At 73.9% G+C, this 24,050-nt stretch carries 17 protein-coding genes; 6 read left to right on the forward strand and 11 right to left on the reverse strand.

Going from position 1 to position 24,050, the window contains the following annotated elements:
- The first annotated feature begins 129 nt into the window (after positions 1-129).
- Positions 130-1,308, forward strand: coding sequence for a macro domain-containing protein (locus ACF1BE_RS22495; protein ID WP_392200783.1), 1,179 nt, complete (start codon positions 130-132; stop codon positions 1,306-1,308).
- On the opposite strand, the gene ACF1BE_RS22500 is transcribed toward ACF1BE_RS22495, so the two are convergent.
- Entirely contained in the window at positions 1,283-1,960 is a 678-nt protein-coding gene (locus ACF1BE_RS22500; RefSeq protein WP_392200784.1) for a 4Fe-4S cluster-binding domain-containing protein, read from the reverse strand. The two genes, ACF1BE_RS22495 and ACF1BE_RS22500, sit on opposite strands and share 26 nt — an antisense overlap.
- Positions 1,961-2,197: 237 nt before the next feature.
- On the opposite strand from ACF1BE_RS22500, the gene ACF1BE_RS22505 reads away from it, so the two are divergent.
- The 3 genes from ACF1BE_RS22505 (at position 2,198) to ACF1BE_RS22515 (ending at position 5,278) form a co-directional block, all read left to right on the forward strand.
- Positions 2,198-2,881 carry a hypothetical protein gene (locus tag ACF1BE_RS22505; protein ID WP_392200785.1) on the forward strand — a complete coding sequence of 228 codons (684 nt, stop codon included), beginning with the start codon at positions 2,198-2,200 and terminating at the stop codon, positions 2,879-2,881.
- Between the two features lie 71 nt (positions 2,882-2,952).
- Positions 2,953-3,708 (forward strand): hypothetical protein, encoded by a 756-nt coding sequence (locus ACF1BE_RS22510; protein WP_392200786.1) that lies wholly within the window; start codon positions 2,953-2,955, stop codon positions 3,706-3,708.
- Positions 3,683-5,278: a hypothetical protein gene (locus ACF1BE_RS22515; RefSeq protein ID WP_392200787.1), complete on the forward strand. Its 1,596-nt coding sequence runs from the start codon at positions 3,683-3,685 to the stop codon at positions 5,276-5,278. The genes ACF1BE_RS22510 and ACF1BE_RS22515 overlap by 26 nt, the downstream gene beginning before the upstream one ends.
- Positions 5,279-5,338: 60 nt before the next feature.
- On the opposite strand, the gene ACF1BE_RS22520 is transcribed toward ACF1BE_RS22515, so the two are convergent.
- The 9 genes from ACF1BE_RS22520 to ACF1BE_RS22560 form a co-directional block, all read right to left on the reverse strand.
- Positions 5,339-5,989 (reverse strand): RES family NAD+ phosphorylase, encoded by a 651-nt coding sequence (locus ACF1BE_RS22520; RefSeq protein ID WP_392200788.1) that lies wholly within the window; start codon positions 5,987-5,989, stop codon positions 5,339-5,341.
- A complete protein-coding gene (locus ACF1BE_RS22525) occupies positions 5,989-6,654 on the reverse strand; it encodes a hypothetical protein (RefSeq protein WP_392200789.1) in 666 nt (221 codons plus the stop codon). The genes ACF1BE_RS22520 and ACF1BE_RS22525 overlap by 1 nt, the downstream gene beginning before the upstream one ends.
- Positions 6,651-10,349: a CHAT domain-containing protein gene (locus ACF1BE_RS22530; protein WP_392200790.1), complete on the reverse strand. Its 3,699-nt coding sequence runs from the start codon at positions 10,347-10,349 to the stop codon at positions 6,651-6,653. Before ACF1BE_RS22530 ends, ACF1BE_RS22525 begins: the two co-directional genes overlap by 4 nt.
- 207 nt (positions 10,350-10,556) lie before the next feature.
- Positions 10,557-12,080, reverse strand: coding sequence for an NCS1 family nucleobase:cation symporter-1 (locus tag ACF1BE_RS22535; protein WP_392200791.1), 1,524 nt, complete (start codon positions 12,078-12,080; stop codon positions 10,557-10,559).
- A gap of 105 nt (positions 12,081-12,185) precedes the next feature.
- Positions 12,186-13,205, reverse strand: a complete 1,020-nt coding sequence (locus ACF1BE_RS22540; protein WP_392200792.1) for a TIGR03842 family LLM class F420-dependent oxidoreductase — start codon at positions 13,203-13,205, stop codon at positions 12,186-12,188.
- 11 nt (positions 13,206-13,216) lie between these two features.
- Entirely contained in the window at positions 13,217-14,659 is a 1,443-nt protein-coding gene (gene hydA, locus ACF1BE_RS22545; protein WP_392200793.1) for a dihydropyrimidinase, read from the reverse strand.
- A 105-nt stretch (positions 14,660-14,764) separates the two neighbouring features.
- The gene (locus ACF1BE_RS22550) at positions 14,765-16,057 is read right to left on the reverse strand and encodes an aspartate aminotransferase family protein (RefSeq protein WP_392200794.1); all 1,293 of its coding nucleotides are present in this window, start codon (positions 16,055-16,057) and stop codon (positions 14,765-14,767) included.
- Complete coding sequence (locus tag ACF1BE_RS22555) at positions 16,054-16,896, reverse strand: nitrilase-related carbon-nitrogen hydrolase (RefSeq protein WP_392200795.1); 843 nt, start codon at positions 16,894-16,896, stop codon at positions 16,054-16,056. The genes ACF1BE_RS22550 and ACF1BE_RS22555 overlap by 4 nt, the downstream gene beginning before the upstream one ends.
- A 204-nt stretch (positions 16,897-17,100) precedes the next feature.
- Positions 17,101-18,537: a hypothetical protein gene (locus ACF1BE_RS22560; protein WP_392200796.1), complete on the reverse strand. Its 1,437-nt coding sequence runs from the start codon at positions 18,535-18,537 to the stop codon at positions 17,101-17,103.
- 196 nt (positions 18,538-18,733) lie between these two features.
- Here ACF1BE_RS22560 and ACF1BE_RS22565 point away from each other — a divergent pair, with 196 nt between their 5' ends.
- Entirely contained in the window at positions 18,734-19,522 is a 789-nt protein-coding gene (locus ACF1BE_RS22565) for a M24 family metallopeptidase (protein WP_392200846.1), read from the forward strand.
- A gap of 55 nt (positions 19,523-19,577) precedes the next feature.
- Positions 19,578-22,115: an ATP-dependent Clp protease ATP-binding subunit gene (locus tag ACF1BE_RS22570; RefSeq protein WP_392200797.1), complete on the forward strand. Its 2,538-nt coding sequence runs from the start codon at positions 19,578-19,580 to the stop codon at positions 22,113-22,115.
- Positions 22,116-22,158: 43 nt separating this feature from the next.
- Here ACF1BE_RS22570 and ggt read toward each other — a convergent pair whose 3' ends face one another.
- A complete protein-coding gene (gene ggt, locus ACF1BE_RS22575; RefSeq protein WP_392200798.1) occupies positions 22,159-23,961 on the reverse strand; it encodes a gamma-glutamyltransferase in 1,803 nt (600 codons plus the stop codon).
- Positions 23,962-24,050: the final 89 nt, after the last annotated feature.

Below are 24,050 nucleotides of genomic sequence, written 5' to 3' on the forward strand. Positions count from 1 at the left end.
GGCCACGGTCCGCGGCGAACGGGCCCGGCGCGTGCGGCACGGGGCGACGAAGATATCCCGATTCCCTTCGTCCGAGAGGGAGTTTCCCGGATGTTCAGTGGCGGCCCGGGCGGGTCTACGATGCGCAGCATGCACTCCCTGCCCTCGCACGAAAGCCTCGTCGCCGAACTCAGGGAACTGAGGCGTCGCGGCCTGCCCGGCTTGCGCCACTGCACCAGGGACGCGCTGCGCGCGGCTGCCGTCGCGGCCGGCCTGTGCACCGGGGTGGACGACGAGCAGTCGGGCATCGAGGAGCTGCTGGGCTCGGCGGTGCGGCGGCTGGCCGGCGGGCATCCCGTGCGGGACGACGACTCCTGTGATCCGCTGGCCCGTGCCGCCGCCCATTCCTTCGGGCTGTTCGCCGCGCGGCGCGGGGTGCCGGGCACCGACCGGCGCAAGGCCGCGGCGGGTGTCTACGGCGTGACGACCGAGCGGTTCCGCAAGAGCCAGGAGCACGACGTCGTCGCCGAACTCGCGGCGGCGGTCCTGGCCGTGGCCCGGGAGGCGGGCGCCGGCGAGTCGGCCGCCCAACGGGTGGGCGCGGTGGCGGAATCGGCGAGTGCGGCGGCGGTGAGGTCCCCGGTGCACACGCCGGCCGCCGCCGGGCCCCCGCCCCGGCGCCCGGTGCGTCCGGGCACCCGGCCGGCCGGCGCTCCGGCGGGCCGGATCACCGTCCGGGTGGGCCCGATCGAGGAGGTGCGGGACGTGGACATCCTGGTCTCCTCGGAGAACACGTACCTGGAGATGTCCAAGACCTTCCGGCCGACGGTGTCCGGCGCGCTGCGACGGGCCGCCGCCCTGCGGGACGCCTCGGGCGAGATCGTGGACGACGTCCTCTCCCGCGAACTGGGCGTGTGGCTGCGGACGCACGGCAGGACGGGGATGCCCGTGCGGCCGGGCACGGTCGTCGCCACGTCCTCCGGTGCCCTGGCCGCGCAGGGGGTACGGCGCATCCACCACGCGGCGATCGCCGCCCCGGCCGGGGACGGCGGCCGCTATCACGTGTCCCCCGCCGTGCTGGACGAGGCGGTGCGCGCGTCGTTCGAACTGGCCCGCCACGAGAGCGAGTTCCTCTCCCTGCCGATGTCGTCGATCTGCTTTCCGCTGCTGGGCACCGGCCGGGGCGGCCTGACGGTCGAGACGGTGGCCCGCCGGCTGCTCGGCGCGGTCCGGGAGGAGCTGCGCCGGGACCCGTCCTGGGCGGTGCTGCTGGTCACGCCCGAGGAGAGCCACGCCCGCGCGCTCATGGCCGCCAGCTCCGGTCCGTGAAGCCCGTCCCGTCCTGCCCCAGCCGGCGTTCCAGGGCGGCGAGTTCACCGCGCAGCGGGACGCCGTAGAGCCGCAGTGCCCGGTCCGCTCCGGTGGCGGCCTGCAGGCGCGGGCCCTGGGACGTGCGCGTCAGGTGCGGGGCGTAGCGGGCGGCGCCGAGCGGTGTCAGCGGGACGATCCGCTGGTTGGCCGACCCCCGCCAGACCAGCCGGGTCGGTTCCGCGACCCGGAACCGGCCGGTGATCACGGCGTCCGCGCCGCCGAGGGCGGCCCACTGCCCGGGCGTCGCCTCTCCGGGCTCGTACCCCGTGTACACCAGCAGGTCGGCGGGGCGGGGTCCGGCGCTCCCCTCGTGGCGCCGGTCCCCGTCCCTCAGCCGTGCCGCCCCGGTCAGGAGTGCGGCCAGCGCCGCCGCCTGCTGGAGGGGCTCACCGCCGCTGACGGTGAGACCCTCCGCCCCGTCGGCCAGGGCCCGCCGCCACAGCGCGAGCACCTCGGAGACCGGGGTGGCCGTCCCGGCCTCCGGGTCCCAGGTGTGCCGGGACATGCATCCGGCACAGGCCAGCGTGCAGCCCTGCAGCCAGACGCCGAGCCGTTTTCCCGGGCCCAGCGTTTCCAGCGGGTAGTGCGTCCCGTCGAGGCGCAATTCCACGGCATCTCCTCCTCGCACCGGCTTGGAGTATCCAGTGCGTCAACGGGCGCCCGCAATTGCCGGAAGCCTTTCGCCCGGTTCTCCACAGGGCGGGATCCGGTTGTTTTCCGGAACCCCGGGAAGAATGATCAATTCCATTCGAATGAGCGGTCCCTCAGCGGGTTTTGCTCCGCTACTCTCTCCCCATCGCGGCGCCTTCCCACCCGGACCGCCCGCGACGAATGGGGGCACTTCGAAATGATCAGCAGAGGTCGAATAAATGTCCGGGTCCGACGACTGAAAGCCGGACGTCTCTCCTCGGCGGGCGCCCGGTTTCACGGCCGCCGGGACGCCGCCCGGCTCCGGGAATTCCTGGCGGACGCGGCGGCGGGTGGCACAGCGGCCGACGACGACGGCCTGCCGCCCTACGTCCTGGGCCTGCACGCGCAGGTCCGGCGCGGCACCGCACGGCTGCGCTCCCGCACGTTCGCGGCGCACCGCGCGCTGCACATCCGGATCCAGGCCGAGTCGGTGCGGGTGGTGACCCAGTACACCGTGCGTGGGAAGCCGGCGCCGGCCGCGCTCGCCCGGTTCGGGCGGATGGTCGGCGAGTGGCGCTCGGCCGCCTCCGTCTGCCGGCAACAGGCCCAGCAACTCGCTGACGGCGCGAACCAGTTGATCGCCTGCTACTGGGACGGCGTGTGGACGCGCGCCCAGCTCGACGACGAGGCCGGCGGGCCGCGGCCCCTCGGCCGGCTGCCCGGGCGGATCACCCTGGACGACACCTGGAACCGTCTCGACGACGGCCTGCTCAGCGACCGCTGGTACGGCCCGAAGGGGGCCGGGCACGACGCCGACCCGTCGGCCGTCGCGCAGGCGCTGCGCATCCTCGACCACCAGTCGGCGCGCGGCGACGCCCCGAGCGGCGCCCGCCGGGGATGACCGCTCCTCCCCGGCGCACCGCCCGCGCTCCGCTCGCTCCCCGTCTCCCAGGAAGGCCAAGGACCGTCATCGTGCAACACTCGGCCCGGACCGGTCACCGGTCCACCGTCCGCCGGCTCGTCGCCGTCGTCCCGCTGGTGTGCGCGCTCTCCGCGCTCGTCTCCTGCACCGAGCAGGAGAAGGCCCTCAGCACGCCCTGCGGGGTGGTCGTCGACGGTTCCGGATCGGCCGCCGCGGTCAAGGAGGGTTTCGACTCGGAGGCCAAACTCAAGGACAGCCTCGTGGAGTTCCTCACCGACCAGCAGTGCGGAACCGTGGACTTCGCCCCCGTCACCCGCTCCTCGCGCAGCTCGTCCTGCCGGCAGCGCCAGGTCGACCTCGACCCGCCGCACGAGGCGAACACCGACCAGAAGGTCCAGCGGGCCGACGCCCAGCAGGAGGCCGCCGTCGCCGCGCTCGCGGAACTCACCTGCGCCCGCAAGCAGAACGGATCGGACGTCTGGGGGGCGCTGGCCCGCATCGGGGAGGCCGTCCCCGGCCACGGCGGGGCACCGAAGCTGCTCGTCGTGAGCGACTTCGACCAGGCCGACCCGGAGTTCCACCTCTCCCGCCAGAACCTCACCACCGAGGGAAGGCGGGCCAGGGTCATCGACTCGCTCGTGAAGAAGCGGGGTCTGCCCGGTATCAGGGGAATGGACGTCTTCCCCGTCGGGCTCGGCATGCAGTACTCGGCGAAACCCAGCGAAGCCGACGACTTCGAGTCCTTCTGGGTGGAAGCGCTGGAAGGGAGGGCCAAGGCCCATGTCGACAGCCGGTACAAGCGCTGACGGAGCCCAGCCGCGCCGCCGGCGGATCACCCGCCACCTCCCGTTCCCGGGGCGGTCCGCGCGGCAGACCGCCCGGCCCCGGACCGGCCCGGCCACCGGCGGGCTCACCGGCCGCCGGCCGCTGGTCCTGGAGGACGGGGCCGAACAGCGGCTGATCGCCACGGCCCGGAAACGAGGCCGGCAGGCCGCCAGGAGCGGCACGCTGGACCCGTGGATCCTGATCAGCGGCGACCGGGTGCCCTACTTCGCGGAGCTGGCCTCCGTACGGGACAGCGTGCTCCACCGGATCGAGGAGGAGCTGAGTCTGCGGGAGGAGGAGGCACGGCTCGAGGACGCCGAGTCGGCGTCCGACGTGACCGCGGGCGAGGCCGGGACCCGGCTGCTGGACGAACGGGTGCGGGAGGCCGAACAGGACGTGCGGGCGGCCCGCAGCCAGCTCAACCTCCTCGCGCTGCGCTCCTCACGCTGGCTCCGCTTCCGGGACCGGCTGCGTGAACGGGTGGAGGAACGCTGGCTCCGCGCCCGCTTCCCGGACGCGGAAGCACCGCCGGCCGCCCGCACCCATGACCCGGCCGGCCCCGGCCCGGCCGAGGACGGGCCCGGACCGGCGGCCGGCAAGGAGGAGGGCGCCGAGCCGGGCGACGACTGGGAGCCGGTGTCCACCGCGGTCGCCGCCTCGTCCGCCGCGGTGCGGGAGGAGTACCGCGCCGCACGGCGGGAGACCGGCGTCCTCGCCTCGGAGGAGGGCTGGGAGGGACTGCACACCCGCCCCGGGCTGCCCCGGTGGCTCACCCTGGCCCTGCTGGTCGTCATCATGGCCGTCGAGGTGCCGGTGTACTGGGTCGCGTACCAGCCCTTCCACGGGGTCGGCAGCACGGGCGGCGACCTGCTGTCCGGTACGCTCGCCGTCTCCTCGGCCGTCATCATGCTGATCCTGCCGCACCTGGCGGGGCTCATGCTGCGGTGGCGCTCGGCGACGGGATCGCCGCGCACCGGCTGGATCCCGGCCCTGTCACTGCTCGGCGTATGGGGCGTGCTGACCTGGCTGCTCGGGACGCTGCGCGCCAGGTTCGTGATGCAGCACGACGCACCGGCCCACGCCGCCCGGGACGCCGCCGGCTTCCGCGGGCTCGGCGGCTCGTCCACCGGCACCGCGACCCTGGTGGACCGGCTGCACCTGACGACCCAGACGGTGACCTGGCTGTTCTGCGCGCTGCTGCTGCTCTCGGGCGGTGTCGGACTCCTGCTCGGCATGTTCCGGGAACACCCGTTCCTCGACGCCTACCGCACGGCGGTGGAACGCCGGACGGCACTGCAGCGGCAGCGTGAGGAGAGCATCGCCGCCACCGAGCGGGCCCGGGCCGCGCAGCAGACGGCCGAGTCCCGGCAGCAGGACCGCAGGGAGGCCGCGAACGAGCGGATCGCCGCGGCCCGCCATCTGTACGAGGCCGCCGCCCACGAGTATCTGGACGGCGTCATGGCCGGGGCGAAGGACATCGCCGTGAGCGAGTCGGCGATGCGTCTGTCCGGGGACTGGCCGCTGCTGCCGGCATCGGTGAGGGACAGCTGAGCCGCCACGCGACTGCCCCGGCCTCGCCGAGGCCGGGGCAGTCGCGTGTGCGCCCGTCCCTCACTCGTCCGGGACGGAGATGACCGCGTGCAGCGGTGCCAGCAGCCGGTTGACCTTGCGCACGTCGTCCCGCGACGCCAGGCGCAGGTGCTCCCGCGGACGGGGGTCGAGGGGTGTGCCGGGGCAGCGGTCCCGGAACAGCTGGAGCGCCGGGTGCGGCCGGCGGCGTTTGGACGTCCACCACAGGCCCTGCACGCCCGTGCAGCGTTCGCGGATCACCCGTACCCAGTAGCGGGTGCCGGCGTACTCCTCGGTGTCGATCAGCCAGTCGTCCTGCCAGACGGCGGCCAGCCCCTCGGCGGTGGTGAGGTCGGCCAGGGAGAGGTCCGCCGTGGTGCGGATCGCGGAGAGCACGTACCGGGAGGCCTGCGCCCAGGGGATCAGGCGCACCCCCGCGGGCCCGAACTCGACCGATCGGAGCAGGACTTCGGACAGGGCGGTGACCGGGTCGAGGGCGGCGTAGAGATAGGGGTACGGGTCCTTCTCGGTGGGGTCGAAGCGGCTGCCCTTGAAGAACTCGTGCGCGACGTTCGGGTTGAACTCCGCGGCCTCGTACTGCTTCTCGTGGCATCGCCACAGGAGGGTGCCGGCCGGCAGCCGATGCGACAGCGGCCGCATGGGTACGCCCTCGGGCGGGATCTGGCCTGCCATCAGGACGCTCCCACGAGTTCGGCGGCGGCGCGTTCCAGCTCGTCGTCCGGGACGATGCCGAGCAGTTCCGCGGGGACGCCGCCCAGCCACCGGTTGCCGCCCAGCCACCAGTCGGCGGCTCCCCAGGGATCACGGTCCGCGCACAGCAGCCGGTTGACGCGGCGGACGACCGGCAGGGGTTCCGCCGTACCGGGCCGGAACTGGAAGCGGGGGTAGCGCAGACCGTGGTCCGGGTCGCGCAGCCCGATCAGCCCGGCGGACGGATCCGCTCCCGCGGGCAGCGCGGCCCGTTCGTCCTCGGTCAGCGCCGGCGCGGCGAGGAGCCGGTACCGGGCGGCCCGCAGCAGTTCGGCGGGATCGGGCGGCGGGGTGCCCAGTACGCCGATCACCGCGTCGATCGCCGTGAGGGCGGGCAGTTCGCGGGTGCCGGTGGAGTACCGGTGGCCACCGAGTGCCCTGGACACCGGGTGTCCGGGCGGCAGTCCGGACAGGGTGCGCTTCAGGCGGCGCACGGCCCGATCGACGCCCGGGGCGTGCCGGGCTGTGGCCTGCCGCATCATCTCCTGGAGTGTGTCGGCCAGTTGACGGAGTTCGTCGTCGTCGAGTCCGGTGACGACGGTGGGCCAGTGGCGGTGGAGGAGCTGAAGCAGTTCCTCGGGCGTCATACGTCCGCTCCTTCCTGCCGCCCGGCGGGGGTCGCCGCCGGTGCGGGGTTGCCGTGATGGACGAAGGCCGCCCAGGTGTCGGGCCGGTCGCGGACGTCCTCCGCGAGGCGGCGGGCCGGGATGTCCCGCAGTGTGCGGACGGGCGGCCGGTCACCGGGCAGGGTGAGCATCCAGCGCTGGGCGGCACGCAGCGCGTCCGGTGGCGCCAGTCCCCGGGCGAGCGCGTCGTGCAGGACGAGCATGAGCACCTCGGACTGTCCGTCGTCCACCCGCCACCGGGTGCCGATGGCGTCGGTGGCGAGCCGGTGCACCATCACCGAGGTGACGGTCAGGGCTTCGTCGTGGTCGCGGGTGGTGAGGTCCGTCTCGCAGCCGCCGCACACCACCAGTGGGCCGGCCGACCGGAAGGCGTCGCCCTCGGCGGGCGTCTCCAGCAAGGTGCTCAGGGTGAGATCCCCGCCGGTGCCGGGCGGTTCGCCGGCGTCGGCCGGGACGGCCAGCCGGAGGGCGGACCGGGTGGGATCCGGCCCGGCGAGTCCGTGGCAGGCGATGTGCACCAGGGAGGCGGGGGCGGCGGCCCGGCCGCCCAGCAGGGCCAGGACCGTCCCGGGCGTGGCCGGGTCGGCGTCGGGGCGGTGGACCACGGCCCGCGGGTAGAGCACGGCCGCGAGGGTGTCGATCTCCTCCTCGGCCCACTCCAGGTCGGCGCCGCCGTGGAACACGAGGGCCGGCCGGCCGGCGGGTGCCATGCGCCGCCGGGCCGCGGCGCGCAGGAACTCCCGGCCGGACGCGGCGTGGGTGAGGACGGCGACCTCACAGGCCCGTACCGCGCGCGGCACGCCGTACCCGGCGGGCGGGCGCAGGACGGCCGCCTGCCAGGGCACGACGCCCAGGTCACCGCAGGGCACCAGGACGAGGCGTACGGCGTCCGGCGGGGCGGTACCGCCCGGGGTGCCCGCCAGGCCGGCCTCGGTGAGGGCCCGGTCCCACAGGCCGAGGTGGTCCAGGACCGGGCCGAGCACCTCGCCGGCCCACACGCACAGGCCGTCCAGGGCACGCGGCCGGCACTGTTCGGCGCGCTCCCGCTCCCCCGGGTCCGCGGCGGCGTCGTCACCGGCGGCCTCCAGGCTCTGCAGGTGTGCGCCGGCGGCCAGGTACTCCGCGACGGGCTCGCGGCCGGCGGGGGTCAGGCCGGGCAGCGGCAGTGCCTCGGCGGGGCCGTCCGGGGTGACGACCAGGACGGCCCCGTCCGGGCCGTCGACGCCGGGAACCAGATACAGCAGCGCGTCCGCTCCGGTGTCCCGCAGCCCGGCCCGCAGGTCGTCCACGGAGGCGGACACCGGCCGCGCGTCGGCGCCGTCCTGGCCGCGCAGCACGTCCAGCGAACGGCGCCGCAGGTCCCCGGGCAGGCCGGGAGCGCCGGCGCCCGCCGCGGCGAGGACCTCCAGCGGGGAGCGGTCCCGCAGGCCGGCGAGGGCGTCCGGGCCCGCGTCCGCGGACGGGTCCCGCGGGGGGCGGTCGTCGCCCTGCTCCCAGGACGGGCCGGCGGTGGCGCTGCGCCACTGTTCGGCCAGCGCGCTCTCACCGGCGGCGGCGAGGCGGTCGGCGACCCCCGCCGAGACGGCCGCCGCGCCGAGCACCAGGGAACGGCCCTCCTCCAGACACCCGATCGCCTCCTCGGCGCGTCCGGCGCGCAGCGCCCAGAACGCCGCCCTGCGGCCCCGGTGGGCCGTCGCGCGCGCGATGCGCAGTCCGCGGCCGACGCCCTGCTGGAGCAGGACGTCGTCGGCGGCGAGCCGCAGGGAGGTGCGGGCGAGGCCGACGGCGGCCCGCAGTTCGCCGTCGGCCTCGGGCGCGTCCGCCCGGAGGGCGGCCCGCTTGGCGCGCAGCTCGGCCAGGTCCCAGGTGAGCCGGGCCCCGCCCGGGCCGCCCTCGGGCAGTTCCGTCAGCGCCTGCGTCAGTTCGGCGATCGCCTCGTCGAGCGCCCCGGGGTCGCCGGTGAACACGTGCAGGGTGTCGAGGGCGATGGCGATGCCGCCGCGTGCCCTGGGCCGGAAGTCGGCGGCGAACCCGGGGCTGTCCAGCGCGGCCCTGGCCCGCCGGACGCCCTCGGCGATACGGCCCGGGTCCGATTCGGCGATCGCCGTCAGGGTGATCAGCGGGGCCCAGGTGATGTCGAGGAGGCCGCGCAGGGCGGGCATGTCCACCGATGTCTCCACGGCCCGCTCCAGGTGGTGCACGGCGGCGCGCAGATGGGTGTTGCGGTCGTCCGCCGACGTGGCGAGCACGACACGGCCCAGGCACGCGCTGCCGAGTACGTAGCCGGTCAGGGCGCCGGTCCAGTCCTCGGCGCCGTCGTAGGTCTCGTCCAGTTCCAGTTCGCACAGTGCGTCGATCACGTCCTCGACCGCCGCGTCGTCACCCCGGTCCAGGGCGGACGTCAGGCGTGCGTGCAGCCGTGCGGCCTCCCCGCACAGGCGCAGGGTGGCGGCGAGGCCGCTCGACGGGTCGTCGTCCCACCGCTGCGCCTCCAGCAGTGCCAGGGCCATGTCCTCGTCCTGGAGGCTGCCACCGGCGAGGGACGCCCCGACGAGCAGTCCGGGCACGACGGTGCGCAGCCATTCACGCTGCACCCGGCTGTCCAGTTCCCCGTCGGCCGACGCCTCGTGCATCAGCCGGAGCGCCTCCCGGAACCCCTCCATGTCGCCGGTGCGGGTGGCGTGGGCGGTGTGGAAGAGGGCGGCGACCATCCTGGACGGCAGGGGGGCGCGGCCGTCCTCCCCCGCGGGGGCGGCCCGTCCCTGCGACAGGTCGGCGAGGAGTCCGGGCAGGTCCTGCGGCGGGAGGGTGCCGGGTGCCATCACCTCGGCCATGGCGAGGAACTGGGCCAGTGTGTCCCGGACCTCGTCGAAGTCGTCGGGGCCGTCGGCCGGTGGGTCGCCGGTGCCCTCCGGCTGCGGGGGGAGGGTGCCGAGGGACTGCTCCATGAGGCGGAGAAGCAGGGGCAGCAGGGTGCCGAGCGACGGTGGCAGGGCTTCGCTGTGCAGGGTGCCGGCCATGTTCCGGGCCAGCTGGACGACCGTCTCCGTCTCGCCGCCCACCAGTGCCTCGGACAGCTCGCCCACCGAGCGCAGGCGGTCGCGGAGTTCGGGGGTCATGCCGTCGTGTTCCCGTTCGAGCAGCAGCCGTACGAGCAGGCCGGTGTCCTCCACCAGGCCCGAGCCGCCGTGAGTGAGCGGCGCGCCCACCGTGAACAGGTATCCGAGCTGGTCGATGGTCGGTGTCGCGTCGAGCCCGGCCGGGGCTTCCCGGTTCAGCCGCACCATCCGCGATCCGAGCAGCGTCACGAGGTCCCGGCGCGCGGCCTCCCGGTCCTCGGCGCCGAGCGTGACCGACGTGCGCGCGGACTCCAGCAGCCGCAGGGCGCGTTCCCGGTCGCCGGGAGCGTCGGCAAGGACGAACCGCAGGGCGAGGCAGCGGCCGAGCCGAGCGGCGACCGTCGCGGCCGTCGCGGCCTCGCCGTTCCCGTCCGTCAGCTCTTCGAGGACCGAGTCCAAGTCGTCGGTGAGCGCGTCGAGTTCCGGTCCCCGCACGCCCTGGTACGACTCCGGGTCGAACGGTACGGACACGCCGGCCGTGCGCGCGAGCACGGCGGCGGCACGATCGGCCGCTGATACGGCACGGGTCTCACTCATATGTCGCCCCCTCCGCTCCCAGCGTGCCCGGTGCGCCGGTCCGGCGGGCGGGTCCGGCGCACCTGACCGGCATCCTGCCGGACAACGCCCGGCCGTCGGCCGGTTTCCGCCCGATCCGCCGTCGCGGGAAACGGTGCGGCCCGGCGTGCCGGGCGCCCGGCCGGGAGACACCCGCACCGACGCCCGGGAAGCGAACAGCCCGGCCGGTCAACCGGTTCGCGCCTCCCGGCCCGAGAGCACGGCCGGCGCCGCGTACAGCATCAGGGAGGTGCCCAGGCCCACCGCCCAGCCGTAGTCGGCGAGCGGGGACAGCGCCGGGATCGCGCGGCCGTCGGCCAGCGGTTCGAGGTGGGCACCGCCGACCGCGAGGACTCCCCCTCCCAGGAAGGCGACGACCGCCCGCCAGTTCCAGCCGCCGGTGTACCAGTACCGGCCGCCCGCGCGGTACAGGTCGGCGAGGTCCAGGCGGGTGCGGCGCAGCAGCCAGTAGTCGGCGACGAGGATGCCCGCGACCGTGCCGAGCAGCCCGCCGACCAGGCCGAGCCAGGTGAAGATGTAGCCCTGCGGGTCGGAGTACAGCCGCCAGGGGCGGATCAGCACGGCGAGGACCGCGGTGATCAGGGCGCCGGTACGGAAACCGACCTTCCTGGGCGCCACGTTGGAGAAGTCGAAGGCCGGGGAGACCAGGTTGGCCGCGATGTTCACGGACAGGGTCGCCACCAGCACCGTGACCAGGGCGTAGAGCAGGCCGGCCGCGTTGTCGGTCTTCGCGGCGAGCTGGACCGGGTCCCAGACCGGCTTGCCGTACACCGCCTGCGAACCGGACGTCACGAGCACGGACAGGAAGGCGAAGAGGGTCATCGTGGTCGGCAGGCCCAGGGCCTGCCCCCAGGTCTGCGCGCGCTGGCTCTTTCCGTAGCGGGTGAAGTCGGGGATGTTCAGTGACAGCGTGGACCAGAAGCCGATCATGCCCATGAGGGAGGGCCAGAACAGCTTCCAGAAGCCGCTGCCCCAGCCCACCCGGGACGGCTGGCCGAAGAGCGGGCCGACGCCGCCGGCCTTGGCGCTCATCCACCACAGCATCACGAGGGCACCGACGAGCACGAAGGGCGCGGCCCAGTTCTCGAAGCGGCGGACGGTCTCCATGCCGCGGTGGATGACGGCGACCTGGAGGAGCCAGAACAGCGCGAAGGACAGCCACATGGTCCAGGCGTGGCCGCCGATGCGCGAGGCGTCGGACCAGCTGTGGCCGACGAGTTTCCCGGCGAGGAAGTAGATCGCCTCGCCGCCGATCCAGGTCTGGACGCCGAACCAGCCGCACGCCACCATCGCCCGCACGATCGCCGGCAGGTTGGCGCCGCGTACGCCGAAGGAGGCACGGGCGAGGACGGGGAAGGGGATGCCGTACTTGGGGCCCGCGTGCCCGGTCAGCAGCATCGGCACGAGCACGATCAGGTTGGCGAGGCCGATGGTGAACACCGCCTGCTTCCAGTCCATGCCCACCGCGATCAGTCCGGAGGCCAGGGTCCAGGACGCCGTGTTGTGTGCCATGCCGACCCACAGGGCCGAGAAGTCGTACGTCGTCCAGGTGCGGTCGGCCACCGGGACCGGGAGCAGGTCGGCGTTGGCGTAGGGGCCGTCGGGCCGGGGCGCTCCGGGAGTCGTCTCCACCCGGCCGTCGGGGAGGGTGACCTGGGTCGGCGGTATGTGCGGGGGAGCGGTGTCGGTCATGGGCCGGCCGATCGGGGAGGAGGGGTCGGGAACGGCTGTGCGGGCACCGGCCCCCTCCCCGGGACGGCGGGGAGGAGGCGACCGGGAGGGGCGAGGCGGTGGCGGTCAGGCGTTGACGGCGGGGATGATCCGGCTGCCGTAGGCGTCGATCGTCGTCTCCTGCGCGTCGTGCATGTCGTACACGGCGAACTGGTCGACGCCCAGGGCGCGGAGCGCGGTCAGCTTCTCGATGTGCTTCTCCGCGGGGCCGATCACGCAGAACCGGTCCACGATCTCGTCGGGCACGAACCGGGTGTCCGGGTTGTCGCTGCGCCCGTGGTGGGCGTAGTCGTAGCCCTGCCGGGACTTGATGTAGTCGGTGAGTTCCTCGGGGATCCGGCCGGAGTGCTCGCCGTACCTGGCGACCAGGTCGGCGACGTGGTTGCCGACCATGCCGCCGAACCAGCGGCACTGCTCGCGGGCGTGGGCGAGGGCCCCGGGCGAGTCGTCCTCGGTGACGTAGGCGGGCGCGGCCACGCAGACCGTGACCTCGCGAGGGTCTCGTCCGGCGGCGGTCGCCGCCTCCTTGACGGCCTTCACCATGTACTCGGTCAGGTAGAGGTCGGACAGCTGGAGGATGAACCCGTCGGCCTCCTCGCCGGCCATCCTCAGCGCCTTCGGGCCGTAGGCGGCCATCCAGACGGGGAGTTCGGCTCCCTCCCCGACCCACGGGAACCGGATCCTCGTGCCGCCGAGGTCGGCCTCCTCGCCGCGGCCGAGGGCGCGGATCACCTTCATGGCCCCGCTGAGCCGGGCGAGGGTGCCGGGTGGGCGGCCGGCGACGCGCATCGCGGAGTCGCCGCGGCCGATGCCGCAGACGGTGCGGTTGCCGAACATGTCGTTGAGGGTGGCGAAGGTGGAGGCGGTGACCTCCCAGGCGCGGGTGCCCGGGTTGGTGACCATCGGGCCGACCTTGAGTCTGGAGGTGTTGGCGAGGATCTGGCTGTGGATCACGAACGGCTCCTGCCACAGCACGGCGGAGTCGAACGTCCAGCCGTAGCGGAAGCCGTTGCGTTCGGCCCGCTTCATCAGGCTGATGACGCGGGAGGCCGGCGGGTCGGTCTGCAGGACGAGGCCGAAGTCCATGGGCGCCACTCCTAGGCGAGGTACTGACAGGTGGAGCGCGGGGTGTAGACGCCGTGTCCGGCGCGTCCGGTGTACTCCCGCCGGTCGATGACGAGTTCGCCCCGCGAGAGGACCGTCTCGACGCGGCCGGTGACGCGCCTGCCCTCGTACGCCGAGTAGTCGACGTTCATGTGGTGGGTCTCGGCGGACAGCACCTGTTCGGCGTGCGGGTCGTAGATGACGATGTCCGCGTCGGCGCCCGGGGCGAGGGTGCCCTTCTTCGGGTACAGGCCGAACATGCGGGCCGGGGCGGCGCATGCGATCTCGATCCAGCGGCGCCGGGAGATGTGCCCGTCGACGACGGCCTGGTGCAGCAGGTCCATCCGGTTCTCCACGCCCGGCAGACCGTTGGGGATCTTGGAGAAGTCGCCGCGGCCCAGCTCCTTCTGGCCGGCGAAGCAGAAGGGGCAGTGGTCGGTGGAGACCACCTGGAGGTCGTTGGTGCGCAGCCCCCTCCACAGGGCGGCCTGGTGTTCCCTGGGCCGCAGCGGGGTGGAGCACACGTACTTGGCGCCCTCGAAGTCCGGCTCGGCGAGGTTGTCGGTGGACAGGAACAGGTACTGCGGGCAGGTCTCGCCGAAGACGTTCAGCCCCTCGTCCCGGGCCCGGGCCAGCTCGGCGACCGCCTCCGTGGCGGAGACGTGCACGACGTACAGGGGGGCGCCGGCGACCTGGGCGAGGCGGATGGCGCGGTGGGTGGCCTCGGCCTCCAGCAGGGCCTTGCGGACCTCGCCGTGGTGGCGGGGATCGGTCTCGCCGCGGGCTAGGGCCTGTTCGACCAGGACGTCGATGGCGATGCCGTTCTCGGCGTGCATCATGATCAGGCCGCCGTTCTCGGCGGAGCGCTGCATGGCGCGCAGGATCTGGCCGTCGTCGCTGTAGAACACGCCCGGGTAGGCCATGAACTGCTTGAAGCTCGTCACCCCCTCCTCGACCAGCAGGTCCATCTCCTTGAGCGTCTCCTGATTCACATCGGAGACGATCATGTGGAAGCCGTAGTCGATCGCGCAGGTGCCCTCGGCCTTGGCGTGCCAGGCGTCCAGGCCCTCGCGCAGGGTGCGGCCGACGCTCTGCACCGCGAAGTCGACGATGGTCGTCGTACCGCCCCAGGCGGCGGCCCGGGTGCCGGTCTCGAAGGTGTCCGAGGCGAAGGTGCCGCCGAAGGGCAGCTCCATGTGGGTGTGGGCGTCGACACCGCCCGGGATGACGTACTTCCCGGTGGCGTCGATGACCCTCCCCCACCCTCCGGCCGGGGGCGCCCCCGTCTCGCTCCGCTCGGCGGTGAACGCGCCGGCCGCGGGCGTACCGGAGGCGGCGAGGGCGGCGACGCGGCCGTCCTCGACCAGGACGTCGGCGTGGATCTCGTCCGACGCGGTGATGACGAGACCGCCGCGGATGACGGTACGGCTGCTCATGCTGCTCCCTCGGTCGACGGTACGGTCAGGGCGTGGTCAGCGGCGAGCCCGCCGGGGGGCGGCGGTCGTCTCCGTACACCCCTCGGCCGCCGCCGGTGGCGCTTGTCAGCGGCTGTCGTCCGCGCTTCTCAGCGCCTGTTCCAGGATCGCCGCGCCCTCTTCGGCCTCGGCGACGGTCAGGGACAGCGGCGGGGCGATGCGCAGGGCGCTGGTGTTGTGACCGCCTCCCTTGCCGATGAGCAGCCCGCGGTCGCGTGCCGCCTCCAGCACCGCGGCGGCGGCCTGCGGGTCGGCCTCGTCCGTGCCCGGCTTGACCAGTTCGACGCCGATCATCAGCCCCCGTCCGCGTACCTCCCGCACTCCGGGCAGCGGGGCGGCGACCGTCCGGAGCCGCTCGATGAGCAGTCCCCCGACCCGCCGGGCGTTGCCCTGGAGGTCGTGTTCGAGGAGGTGGGTGAGGTTGGCGAGGGCGGCGGCCATGGTGATCTGGGTGCCGCCGAAGGTGGAGATGCTGTTGGCGTCCAGGCAGTTCATGATCTCGGCGCGGGCGACGACTCCGCCGACGGACATGCCGTTGCCGATGCCCTTGGCGAAGGTGACGATGTCCGGCGGGCCGCTGCGGGCGTGCGCCTGCCAGCCCCAGAAGTGGTCGCCGGTGCGGCCCCAGCCGGTCTGCACCTCGTCGGCGATCCACAGGACCCCGTGGGCGGCCAGGACTTCACGGAACGCCGCGTACAACCCGTCGGGCGGCGAGGTGAACCCGCCGACGCCCTGGACTGGTTCGGCGATCAGCGCGGCGGGCGGCCGGGTGTGGCCGAGGACGTCCCTCAGATCGGCGACGCACGCGTCGATGAACGCGCGGTCGTCCAGCTCCGCGTACGGCCCCCGGGTGCGCACGCCGCCGTGGACGTACAGGGTGTGCAGCGGGGACAGCGAGGTCGGTGACCAGCCGCGGTTACCGGTGATGCCGACCGTGCTGAAGGAGCGGCCGTGGTAGCTGTTGCGCATGGCCAGCACGGTGTTGCTGCGTCGGTAGGCGGTGGCGAGCAGCAGGGCGGTGTCGTTGGCCTCGGTTCCGGAGGTGGTGAAGAACACGCGGGCGTCCGGGATGCCGCTCACCTGGGCGATGCGCTCGGCGAGTTCGACCATCGGCCGGTTGAGGTAGAGGGTCGAGGAGTGGATGATCCGGGCGGCCTGCTCGCTGACCGCCTTGGTCACCTCGGGAAGCGCGTGCGCGGTCGACGTCGTCAGGATGCCGCCGAAGAAGTCCAGGTACCTGCGGCCGGCGGAGTCCCAGACGTACCGGCCCTCGCCGTGGGTGATCTCGATCGGGTCGTCGTAGTAGAGGGCGAGCCAGTCGGGCAGTACGCGGCGGTGACGGGAGTAGAGGTCGCTCACGGCCGCACCAGCCCTTCGTAGGCGTCGGGGCGGCGGTCGCGGTAGAAGGCCCACTGCTGACGCACCTCCTCGATGAGGCCGAAGTCGAGGTCCCGGACGACGAGTTCCTCGGTCTTGTCGTCGGCGGTCTCCCCCACGAAGCGTCCTCGCGGATCGACGAAGTACGAGGTCCCGTAGAAGTCGTTGTCCCCGTACTCCTCCTGCCCCACCCGGTTGATGGCGGCGACGAAGTACTCGTTGGCGACGGCCGCGGCGGGCTGCTCCAGCTGCCACAGGTGGGCGGACAGGCCGCGGTGGGTGGCGGAGGGGTTGTAGACCAGCTGGGCGCCGTTCAGGCCGAGTTGCCGCCAGCCCTCCGGGAAGTGCCGGTCGTAGCAGATGTAGACCCCGACCTTGCCGACGGTGGTGTCGAAGACGGGCCAGCCCAGGTTGCCGGGTTTGAAGTAGTACTTCTCCCAGAAGCCCTTGACCTGTGGGATGTGGTGCTTGCGGTACTTGCCGAGGTAGGTGCCGTCGGCGTCGATCACGGCCGCGGTGTTGTAGTAGAAACCGGACTGCTCGACCTCGAAGACCGGGACGACGATCACCATGCCGGTCTCACGGGCGAGGTCCCGCATCCGGCGGACGGTCGGCCCGTCGGGCACCGGCTCGGCCCACCGGTAGTGCTCCGGCTCCTGCACCTGGCAGAAGTAGGGGGCGTTGAAGACCTCCTGAAAGCCGATGATCTGTGCGCCCCGGCGAGCCGCCTCGCGGGCGTGCTCCTCGTGTTTCGCCACCATGGACTCGGTGTCGCCGGTCCAGGTGGCCTGGACCAGAGCGGCGCGTACGACGTTGGCCATGAGCTGCTCCTTCGACGCGGCCTCAGAGCCTCTACGCCCGTAGAGCAGGCCGTAGAGGGACGAACGTAAGCCTCCGGGAGGCCCTTGCCAAGACCATCGTCGTCAACCCGCGAAGTCGATCACGTTTCGCACTCCGGTGGGTGAGCGGATCCGCCGGCCGGGGGCGGACCGGGGCAGACCGGGACGTGCTCCCCCCGCCGCCGGTCACGGACCGTGGCCGGCGACCCGCAGCGCGTGCACCAGGTCCCAGTGCCGCTCGTCGGACACCCCGAGAGCGGCCCGTAGCAGCAGGGGCACCAGACGCCCCGGACCGACGGCGGCGCACCGGGCGGCCTCCTCGGGCGTACGGACGCGCACACAGGCGTCCAGCAGGGCCCACGCCTCCCGGTGCCGGCCCGCCGCGTCCAGCCGCAGCACGGCCGCACCGATCTGCTCCGCCGGCCTCGCCACGCCCTGACGCAGCATCTGCCGCGCGTCGGCGTCCCGGCCGGCCGCGGCGAGCGCGTCGGCGACGGCGACCAGCCCCTCGGCGGGCAGCGAGGCGGCCTCCCACAGCAACGTGGCCCAGTCGGCCCCGAGGCCGGCCCGGTGCAGCGCGTCCGCGAGCGGCGGCAGCCGGCCGGCGGGCCACCGCGCGGCCTCGGCCAGCAGGACGTGCGCCTCACCGCTGCGCCCCTCGGACCGCAGCCACGCGAGCCGCTCCACGGTCCCGGCGACCGCCTCGCGGGCCCCTTCGTCCACCACCGCGGCAGCCACCGGCGCCGTCACGGCCGGCCCCTCGGCCCCGGCGAACCGGGCCCCGCGAGGCGCACGGCCCCCGGCGCCGGTACCCGGCCCGGAGGCCTGCGGCACGACCACCGGGGCGTCCGCCTCCCCCTCGCCCATCCCGGCGAACCGCGCACCACCACGACGACGGCCGCGGGTTCTGCGAGAAGGGGCGGCGGGTGGCGGGTCCGCCACGGGCGGGGCGGGGTTCACCGGGGGCCCGGGGGCCACGGAGGTGGGCACCACCGGTGACTCGGGGGCCACCGGCGGGTACCGAGGCGCGCTGCCGGAAGCGGAGCCGGCAGCGGGGGGACGAGCCGGGGGCGTCGTACGGGGCGGGTCCTCCCAGCGTGCCGTGCCCGGTGGCGCCGGCCGGTCCAGTTCGGCGATCCGGGCACGTAGTTCGGCGCAGCGTGCGGTGGCGCGTTCGTGGTCGTCGCGGGCCTGGGCGAGGCCGAGGCGGAGGGTCCCGGCGCGCGCCCCGGACACCGGCGCGGACAGCAGACGGCTCAGTTCGGCGTGGCGTTGCGCGGCGTACCGCTGCTCGCGGAGCATGACGTCGAGCCGGTCGGCCAGGACGTCCCGGGCGCCGGGCCGGGCGTCGTACGCGGTGAGCGCGGCGGCGTGCAGCGTGCGGGCCCGTTCCCGCTCGGCCGCGGCGACGACGGGACCGTAGGCCGCGCCGAGGTCCTCCAGCAGGGCCTCGACCACGTCCCAGGGGGGAATCTCGCGCCCGTCCAGGCAGGCCCGCATGCCCTCGGGGTCGCGGTGCCAGAAGACCGCGCTCCAGCCCCCGCCCTGGCCGAGACGCGCCAGGAGTCCGTCCAGGTAGCTCGCGAACTCCCGTACGCGGCCGGGGAGTCGATCCATCGCCATCGCCCCGCTCCCACCCGGCTGCCAGCACTCCGTCCGACAGGCAACACCCGTCGTGTTACGGACTCGCTACGGAGGGTTTTCCGGCAGCGAGCGAACGGCTCATCGCGAGACCTCGGCCCTCGTGCGACCGGCCCCGCCCCGCCGGCGCGGCGACGGCGCTCGCTGCGGGCCGGGGCATCGGGTGGACCTGACGGCGGTGATCCGCGCCTCGACGAACGACACGATCGTGCACGGCATCCCGACCGGCTGCCGGCTCTCCGTCGACCGCGGCGCGGAGCCGGCCGGCTGGGCCGGTGACTCGGCGGCCGGCGTCGTGGTGGGCCACGCGCGCCCGGCGGACCTCCGGCTCATCGACACCTCCGGGCGCGCGCCGGCGGCCGGCATCGAGGCGGCCGTGCCCGGCCGTCGCGTCGACGGCATCGCCCACGCCGTCGGCCGGGTCCGCCGTACGGCCGGCTACGGCATCCCGCGTGGCTTCGCGGCCACGGCGTGGGCCGCCGCATCCACGAGGAGCCCTCGTCGCCATGGAGCCCGATGGCTAGGCCCTCTCGTTCGGATCATGCCGGGCTCGCGGGTCCTGCCTGATCCGAACGAAAGACCCCAGCGCGAGCGCCGGGAACCCCCGCGTCGAGGCGACCGGGCTGGACCCCGCGCACGAGCGACGGCTCCCACGCGGCCCACGCCGGGCACACGGTGGCCGCCGCGGAGAACGCCCCCGGATCCCACGGCACGGAAACCCGCCCGAAGGGGCGCGAGGAACCGCGCGGGTCACCACGGACACCCCGTACCACCCGACACCAGCACCCACCCGACACCCCGATCCCACCCCACGGAAGCCCACCCGAAGGGACACGAGGAACCGCGCGGGCGACAAGATCACCGCGCACCTGCCGGCGCACAGCAACCTGTTCCCCGCCACGCCCCCCGGCCACGGACACCGTGGCGAACATGCCCGCCCCCAGGGTTCGTGTCATCGTGGGCATGAACCGCCCCACCCGGTTACCCGGCGGAGCCAGTCGTCAGCGAAGGAACGCAACGCCATGACCAACGGCTACCCTCCTGACCCCTTCGGCGAGTTCCTGGCCCGCTTCTTCGGCGGCACCCCTGGCGGTGCCCCCGGCCCTCGCCACATCGACATCGGCCGCCTGCTCAGCCAGCCGGCCCGTGAGCTGGTCAGAGGGGCCGCGCAGTACGCCGCCGAGCACGGCAGCCGGGACCTGGACACCCAGCACCTGCTGCGCGCGGCGCTGGCCACCGAGCCCACCCGGAGTCTGCTGAGCCGGGCGGGCGCGGACCCGGACTCGCTCGCCACGGAGATCGACGGCCGGGCGGGCCCGGCGCAGCACGGACCGGGCGAGGCTCCGCCGCCGACCTCGCTGTCGCTGACCCCGGCGGTCAAGCGGGCCCTGCTGGACGCGCACGACCTGGCACGGGCGAGCGGCGCCGGGTACATCGGCCCGGAGCACGTGCTGAGCGCGCTGGCCGCGAATCCGGACTCGGCGGCCGGGCACATCCTGAGCGCGGCCCGGTTCTCGGGGGGCTCCCTGCCGCCGGAGGCCCCGGAGAGCAGCCAGCCCCGCCCGGAGCGGCAGCGGCCCACCGGCACGCCGACCCTGGACAAGTACGGCCGTGATCTGACCGAGCTGGCCCGGCAGGGCCGGGTCGACCCGGTCATCGGCCGGGATGCGGAGATCGAGCAGACCATCGAGGTGCTGTCGCGGCGCGGCAAGAACAACCCGGTGCTGATCGGTGACGCGGGCGTCGGCAAGACGGCCGTCGTGGAGGGCCTGGCCCAGCGCATCGCGGACGGTGACGTCCCGGATGTCCTGGCGGGACGCAGGGTCGTGGCCCTGGACCTCACCGGGGTCGTGGCCGGCACCCGGTACCGAGGTGACTTCGAGGAGCGCCTGAACAACATCGTGGAGGAGATCCGCGCGCACTCCGACCGGCTGGTCGTGTTCATCGACGAACTGCACACCGTCGTGGGCGCGGGTGCCGGCGGCGAGGGCGGCGCGATGGACGCCGGGAACATCCTCAAGCCGGCCCTCGCCCGGGGCGAGCTGCACATCGTGGGCGCGACCACGCTGGAGGAGTACCGCCGGATCGAGAAGGACGCGGCGCTGGCCCGCCGGTTCCAGCCGATCCTGGTGCCGGAGCCGACGGCAGGGGACACCATCGAGATCCTGCGCGGGCTGCGCGACCGCTACGAGGCCCACCACCAGGTCCGTTACACCGACGAGGCGCTGACCGCCGCCGTGGAGCTGTCGGACCGGTATCTCACCGACCGGCGGCTGCCCGACAAGGCGATCGATCTGATCGACCAGGCGGGTGCGCGGGTCCGGCTCGGTGCCGGCACGAAGGGCACGGACGTGCGCGCGATGGAGCGCGAGGTGGAGCAGCTGGTCCGGGACAAGGACCAGGCGGTCGCGGACGAGGACTACGAGCAGGCCAAGCAGCTGCGCGACCGGATCACCGAGCTGAGGCAGCGGATCACGGAGGCCGGCGGCGACGGGACGGCCGACGAGGGGCAGCTGGAGGTGACGGCGGAGGCCATCGCCGAGGTGGTGTCCCGCCAGACCGGCATCCCGGTCAGCAGGCTGACGCAGGAGGAGAAGGAGCGCCTGCTCGGCCTGGAGGAGCACCTGCACCAGCGGGTCGTCGGCCAGGAGGAGGCCGTCGGCGTGGTGGCCGAGGCGGTGCTGCGCTCCCGCGCGGGGCTGGCCAGCCCGCACCGGCCGATCGGCAGCTTCCTGTTCCTCGGTCCGACCGGTGTCGGCAAGACGGAGCTGGCCCGGGCACTCGCCGAGGCCCTGTTCGGCAGCGAGGACCGGATGGTCCGGCTCGACATGAGCGAGTACCAGGAGCGGCACACCGTCTCTCGGCTGGTGGGCGCCCCGCCCGGGTACGTCGGCCACGAGGAGGCGGGGCAGCTCACCGAGGTGGTGCGCCGGCACCCCTACTCGCTGCTTCTTCTCGACGAGGTGGAGAAGGCGCACCCGGACGTCTTCAACATCCTGCTCCAGGTGCTGGACGACGGCCGGCTGACCGATTCCCAGGGGCGGACCGTGGACTTCACCAACACGGTCATCGTGATGACGAGCAACCTGGGTTCCGAGGTGATCACCCGGCGCGGCGGTGGGATCGGGTTCGGGCCGGGCGGGGCGGACGCGGACGAGGAGGCGCGGCGGGAGCGGATCCTGCGGCCGCTGCGGGAGCACTTCCGGCCGGAGTTCCTCAACCGTGTCGACGAGATCGTGGTCTTCCGGCAGCTGACGAGCGAGCAACTGCGGCAGATCACCGACCTGATGCTGGAGGGCACCCGGCGGCTGCTGCACGGGCAGGGCATCACGGTGGAGTTCACCGCCGCGGCCGTCAACTGGCTCGCCGAGCGGGGCTACCAGCCGGAGTACGGCGCCCGGCCGCTGCGGCGCACGATCCAGCGGGAGGTGGGCAACCAGTTGTCCCGGCTGCTGCTGAACGGCACGATCGCCAAGGGCAGCCGGGTGACGGTGGACGCGGAGGACGGGCGGCTGGACTTCCGTACGGACGAGGCCCGGCCCCCCGCACCCGAGTTGTGAGAGTGCCCCCGGCTCCCCGGGGGCACTCTCTGCCTGCTGCCGGCTACGGTGCCGGGTCGACCACCATCGCCGAGCCGCCGCCGCGCCGGACCTTCTCGGCGGCGGCCAGCCACTTGCCGTCCGGCAGCCGTTGCACGCCGGTCGCCGCGCCGATCTCCGGGTTCGACTTGAACCTGTGCCCGAGGGCCTCCAGCCGCGCCCTCATGTCACTGTCGTACAGGGCGGGTTCGAGTTCGGTCTGGGCCGCGTTGCGCTGGCTGGCGCGCGGGGCGGCGATGGCGTCGACCAGTGGCAGTCCCCGGTCCAGGAACCCGGTGAGCGTCTGGAGCACGGTGGTGATGATGGTCGCGCCGCCGGGCGAGCCGAGCGCCACCACCGGTTTGCCGTGCCGGTCCAGGACGATCGTCGGGGAGATCGAGGAGCGCGGACGCTTGCCCGGGCCCGGCAGGTTGGGATCGTGCACGGCCGGGTTGGCCGGCGCGAAGGAGAAGTCGGTCAGCTCGTTGTTGAGCAGGAAGCCCCGGCCCGGGACGGTGATGCCGCTGCCGCCGGTCTGCTCGATGGTGAGCGTGTAGGCGACGACGTTGCCCCACTTGTCGGCCACGGTCAGGTGGGTGGTGTTCTCGCCCTCGTAGGTCGTCGGGGCCGCAGTGCCGCCCTTGCCACAGGCCGCGGGGTGGCGCGGGTCGCCGGGTGCGAGCGGGCTGGTGAGGACCGCGTCGCTCCGGATCAGGCAGGCGCGCGAGTCGGCGAACCGCTGTGACAGCAGCTGCTTCGTCGGGACGTCCTCGGAGGCGGGGTCACCGACCCAGCGTCCGCGGTCGGCGAAGGCGATGCGGCTGGCCTCGATGTAGCGGTGCAGGTACTGCGCCTTGCTCGCCTTGGAGAGGTCGCTGTTCTCCAGGATGTTGAGCGCCTCGCCGACGGTGGTGCCGCCGGAGGAGGAAGGGGCGATGGAGTACACGTCCAGCCCGCGGTACGACGTCCGGGTGGGCGCCTGGAACTTGGCGTGGTAGACGGCCAAATCCTTCTCGGCCAGCTTGCCGGGGCGCGCGTTCCAGTGGGAGGCGGGGTCCACGGGCGGGTGTTCCACCGTGCTGACGATGTCGTCGCCGATGTCCCCGTGATAGACCGCGCCGACGCCCTTGCGGCCCAGCTCCTCGTAGGTCCGCGCGAGTTCGGGGTTCTTGAACGTGGAGCCGACGACCGGCAGCCGTCCGCCCGGCAGGAACAGCTTCGCCGTGTCCGGGAAGTAGCGGAACCGGGTCTCGTTGGACGCGGTCTGCGAGCGGAAGGTGTCGTCCACCGTGAAACCGGCGCGGGCGATCCGCTCGGCCGGTTTCAGCACCGTGCCGAGCCTTCTGGTGCCCCACTCCCCCAGCGCCCGCTGCCAGGTGGCCGGGGTGCCCGGCGTGCCGACACTCAGGCCGCTGCTGACGGCGTCGTCGAAGGCGAGCGGTCTGCCCTTCTCCAGGAACAGTTCGGAGTCGGCGCTCAGCGGCGCGGTCTCGCGCCCGTCGATGGTGTGGACGGTGCGGGTCCGGGCGTCGAAGTAGACGAAGTAGCCGCCCCCGCCGATGCCGGCCGAGTACGGCTCGGTCACGCCGAGCGCGGCGGCCGTGGCGACGGCCGCGTCGACCGCGTTGCCGCCCTTCTTGAGCACCTCGATGCCGGCGGCGGAGGCGTCCGCGTCGACGCTGGCGACCGCGCCGCCGTACCCGACGGCCACCGGAACCTTCGTGGCCGTCCCGCTCGTTGTCGTGCCGGGCGGGGCCGCCGCCCCCACCGACACCATGGCGGCCGAGACCGCCAGTACCGCCAGTTTCCGCGTGCCAGGACGACCCATCCGTACCTCCCGTCGGGACAGTCCGCGCAGCGTAACCAGATTGCCGTAGTACTGACAGTACGCCTCGGCGGTCCGCCACACGAACGTCA

Source organism: Streptomyces sp. NPDC014991, from assembly GCF_043080665.1.
Classification (GTDB): domain Bacteria; phylum Actinomycetota; class Actinomycetes; order Streptomycetales; family Streptomycetaceae; genus Streptomyces.

What these genes read in the sequence shown, in the direction of transcription:
- ACF1BE_RS22505 (WP_392200785.1), top strand. Translation starts at nt 2,198, where the DNA reads ATGATCAGCAGAGGTCGAATAAATGTCCGGGTCCGACGACTGAAAGCC.
- ACF1BE_RS22495 (WP_392200783.1), top strand. Translation starts at nt 130, where the DNA reads ATGCACTCCCTGCCCTCGCACGAAAGCCTCGTCGCCGAACTCAGGGAA.
- ACF1BE_RS22515 (WP_392200787.1), top strand. Translation starts at nt 3,683, where the DNA reads ATGTCGACAGCCGGTACAAGCGCTGACGGAGCCCAGCCGCGCCGCCGG.
- ACF1BE_RS22520 (WP_392200788.1), bottom strand. Translation starts at nt 5,989, where the DNA reads ATGGCAGGCCAGATCCCGCCCGAGGGCGTACCCATGCGGCCGCTGTCG.
- ACF1BE_RS22555 (WP_392200795.1), bottom strand. Translation starts at nt 16,896, where the DNA reads ATGGCCAACGTCGTACGCGCCGCTCTGGTCCAGGCCACCTGGACCGGC.
- ACF1BE_RS22540 (WP_392200792.1), bottom strand. Translation starts at nt 13,205, where the DNA reads ATGGACTTCGGCCTCGTCCTGCAGACCGACCCGCCGGCCTCCCGCGTC.
- ACF1BE_RS22530 (WP_392200790.1), bottom strand. Translation starts at nt 10,349, where the DNA reads ATGAGTGAGACCCGTGCCGTATCAGCGGCCGATCGTGCCGCCGCCGTG.
- ACF1BE_RS22570 (WP_392200797.1), top strand. Translation starts at nt 19,578, where the DNA reads ATGACCAACGGCTACCCTCCTGACCCCTTCGGCGAGTTCCTGGCCCGC.
- ACF1BE_RS22525 (WP_392200789.1), bottom strand. Translation starts at nt 6,654, where the DNA reads ATGACGCCCGAGGAACTGCTTCAGCTCCTCCACCGCCACTGGCCCACC.
- ACF1BE_RS22535 (WP_392200791.1), bottom strand. Translation starts at nt 12,080, where the DNA reads ATGACCGACACCGCTCCCCCGCACATACCGCCGACCCAGGTCACCCTC.
- ggt (WP_392200798.1), bottom strand. Translation starts at nt 23,961, where the DNA reads ATGGGTCGTCCTGGCACGCGGAAACTGGCGGTACTGGCGGTCTCGGCC.
- ACF1BE_RS22560 (WP_392200796.1), bottom strand. Translation starts at nt 18,537, where the DNA reads ATGGCGATGGATCGACTCCCCGGCCGCGTACGGGAGTTCGCGAGCTAC.
- hydA (WP_392200793.1), bottom strand. Translation starts at nt 14,659, where the DNA reads ATGAGCAGCCGTACCGTCATCCGCGGCGGTCTCGTCATCACCGCGTCG.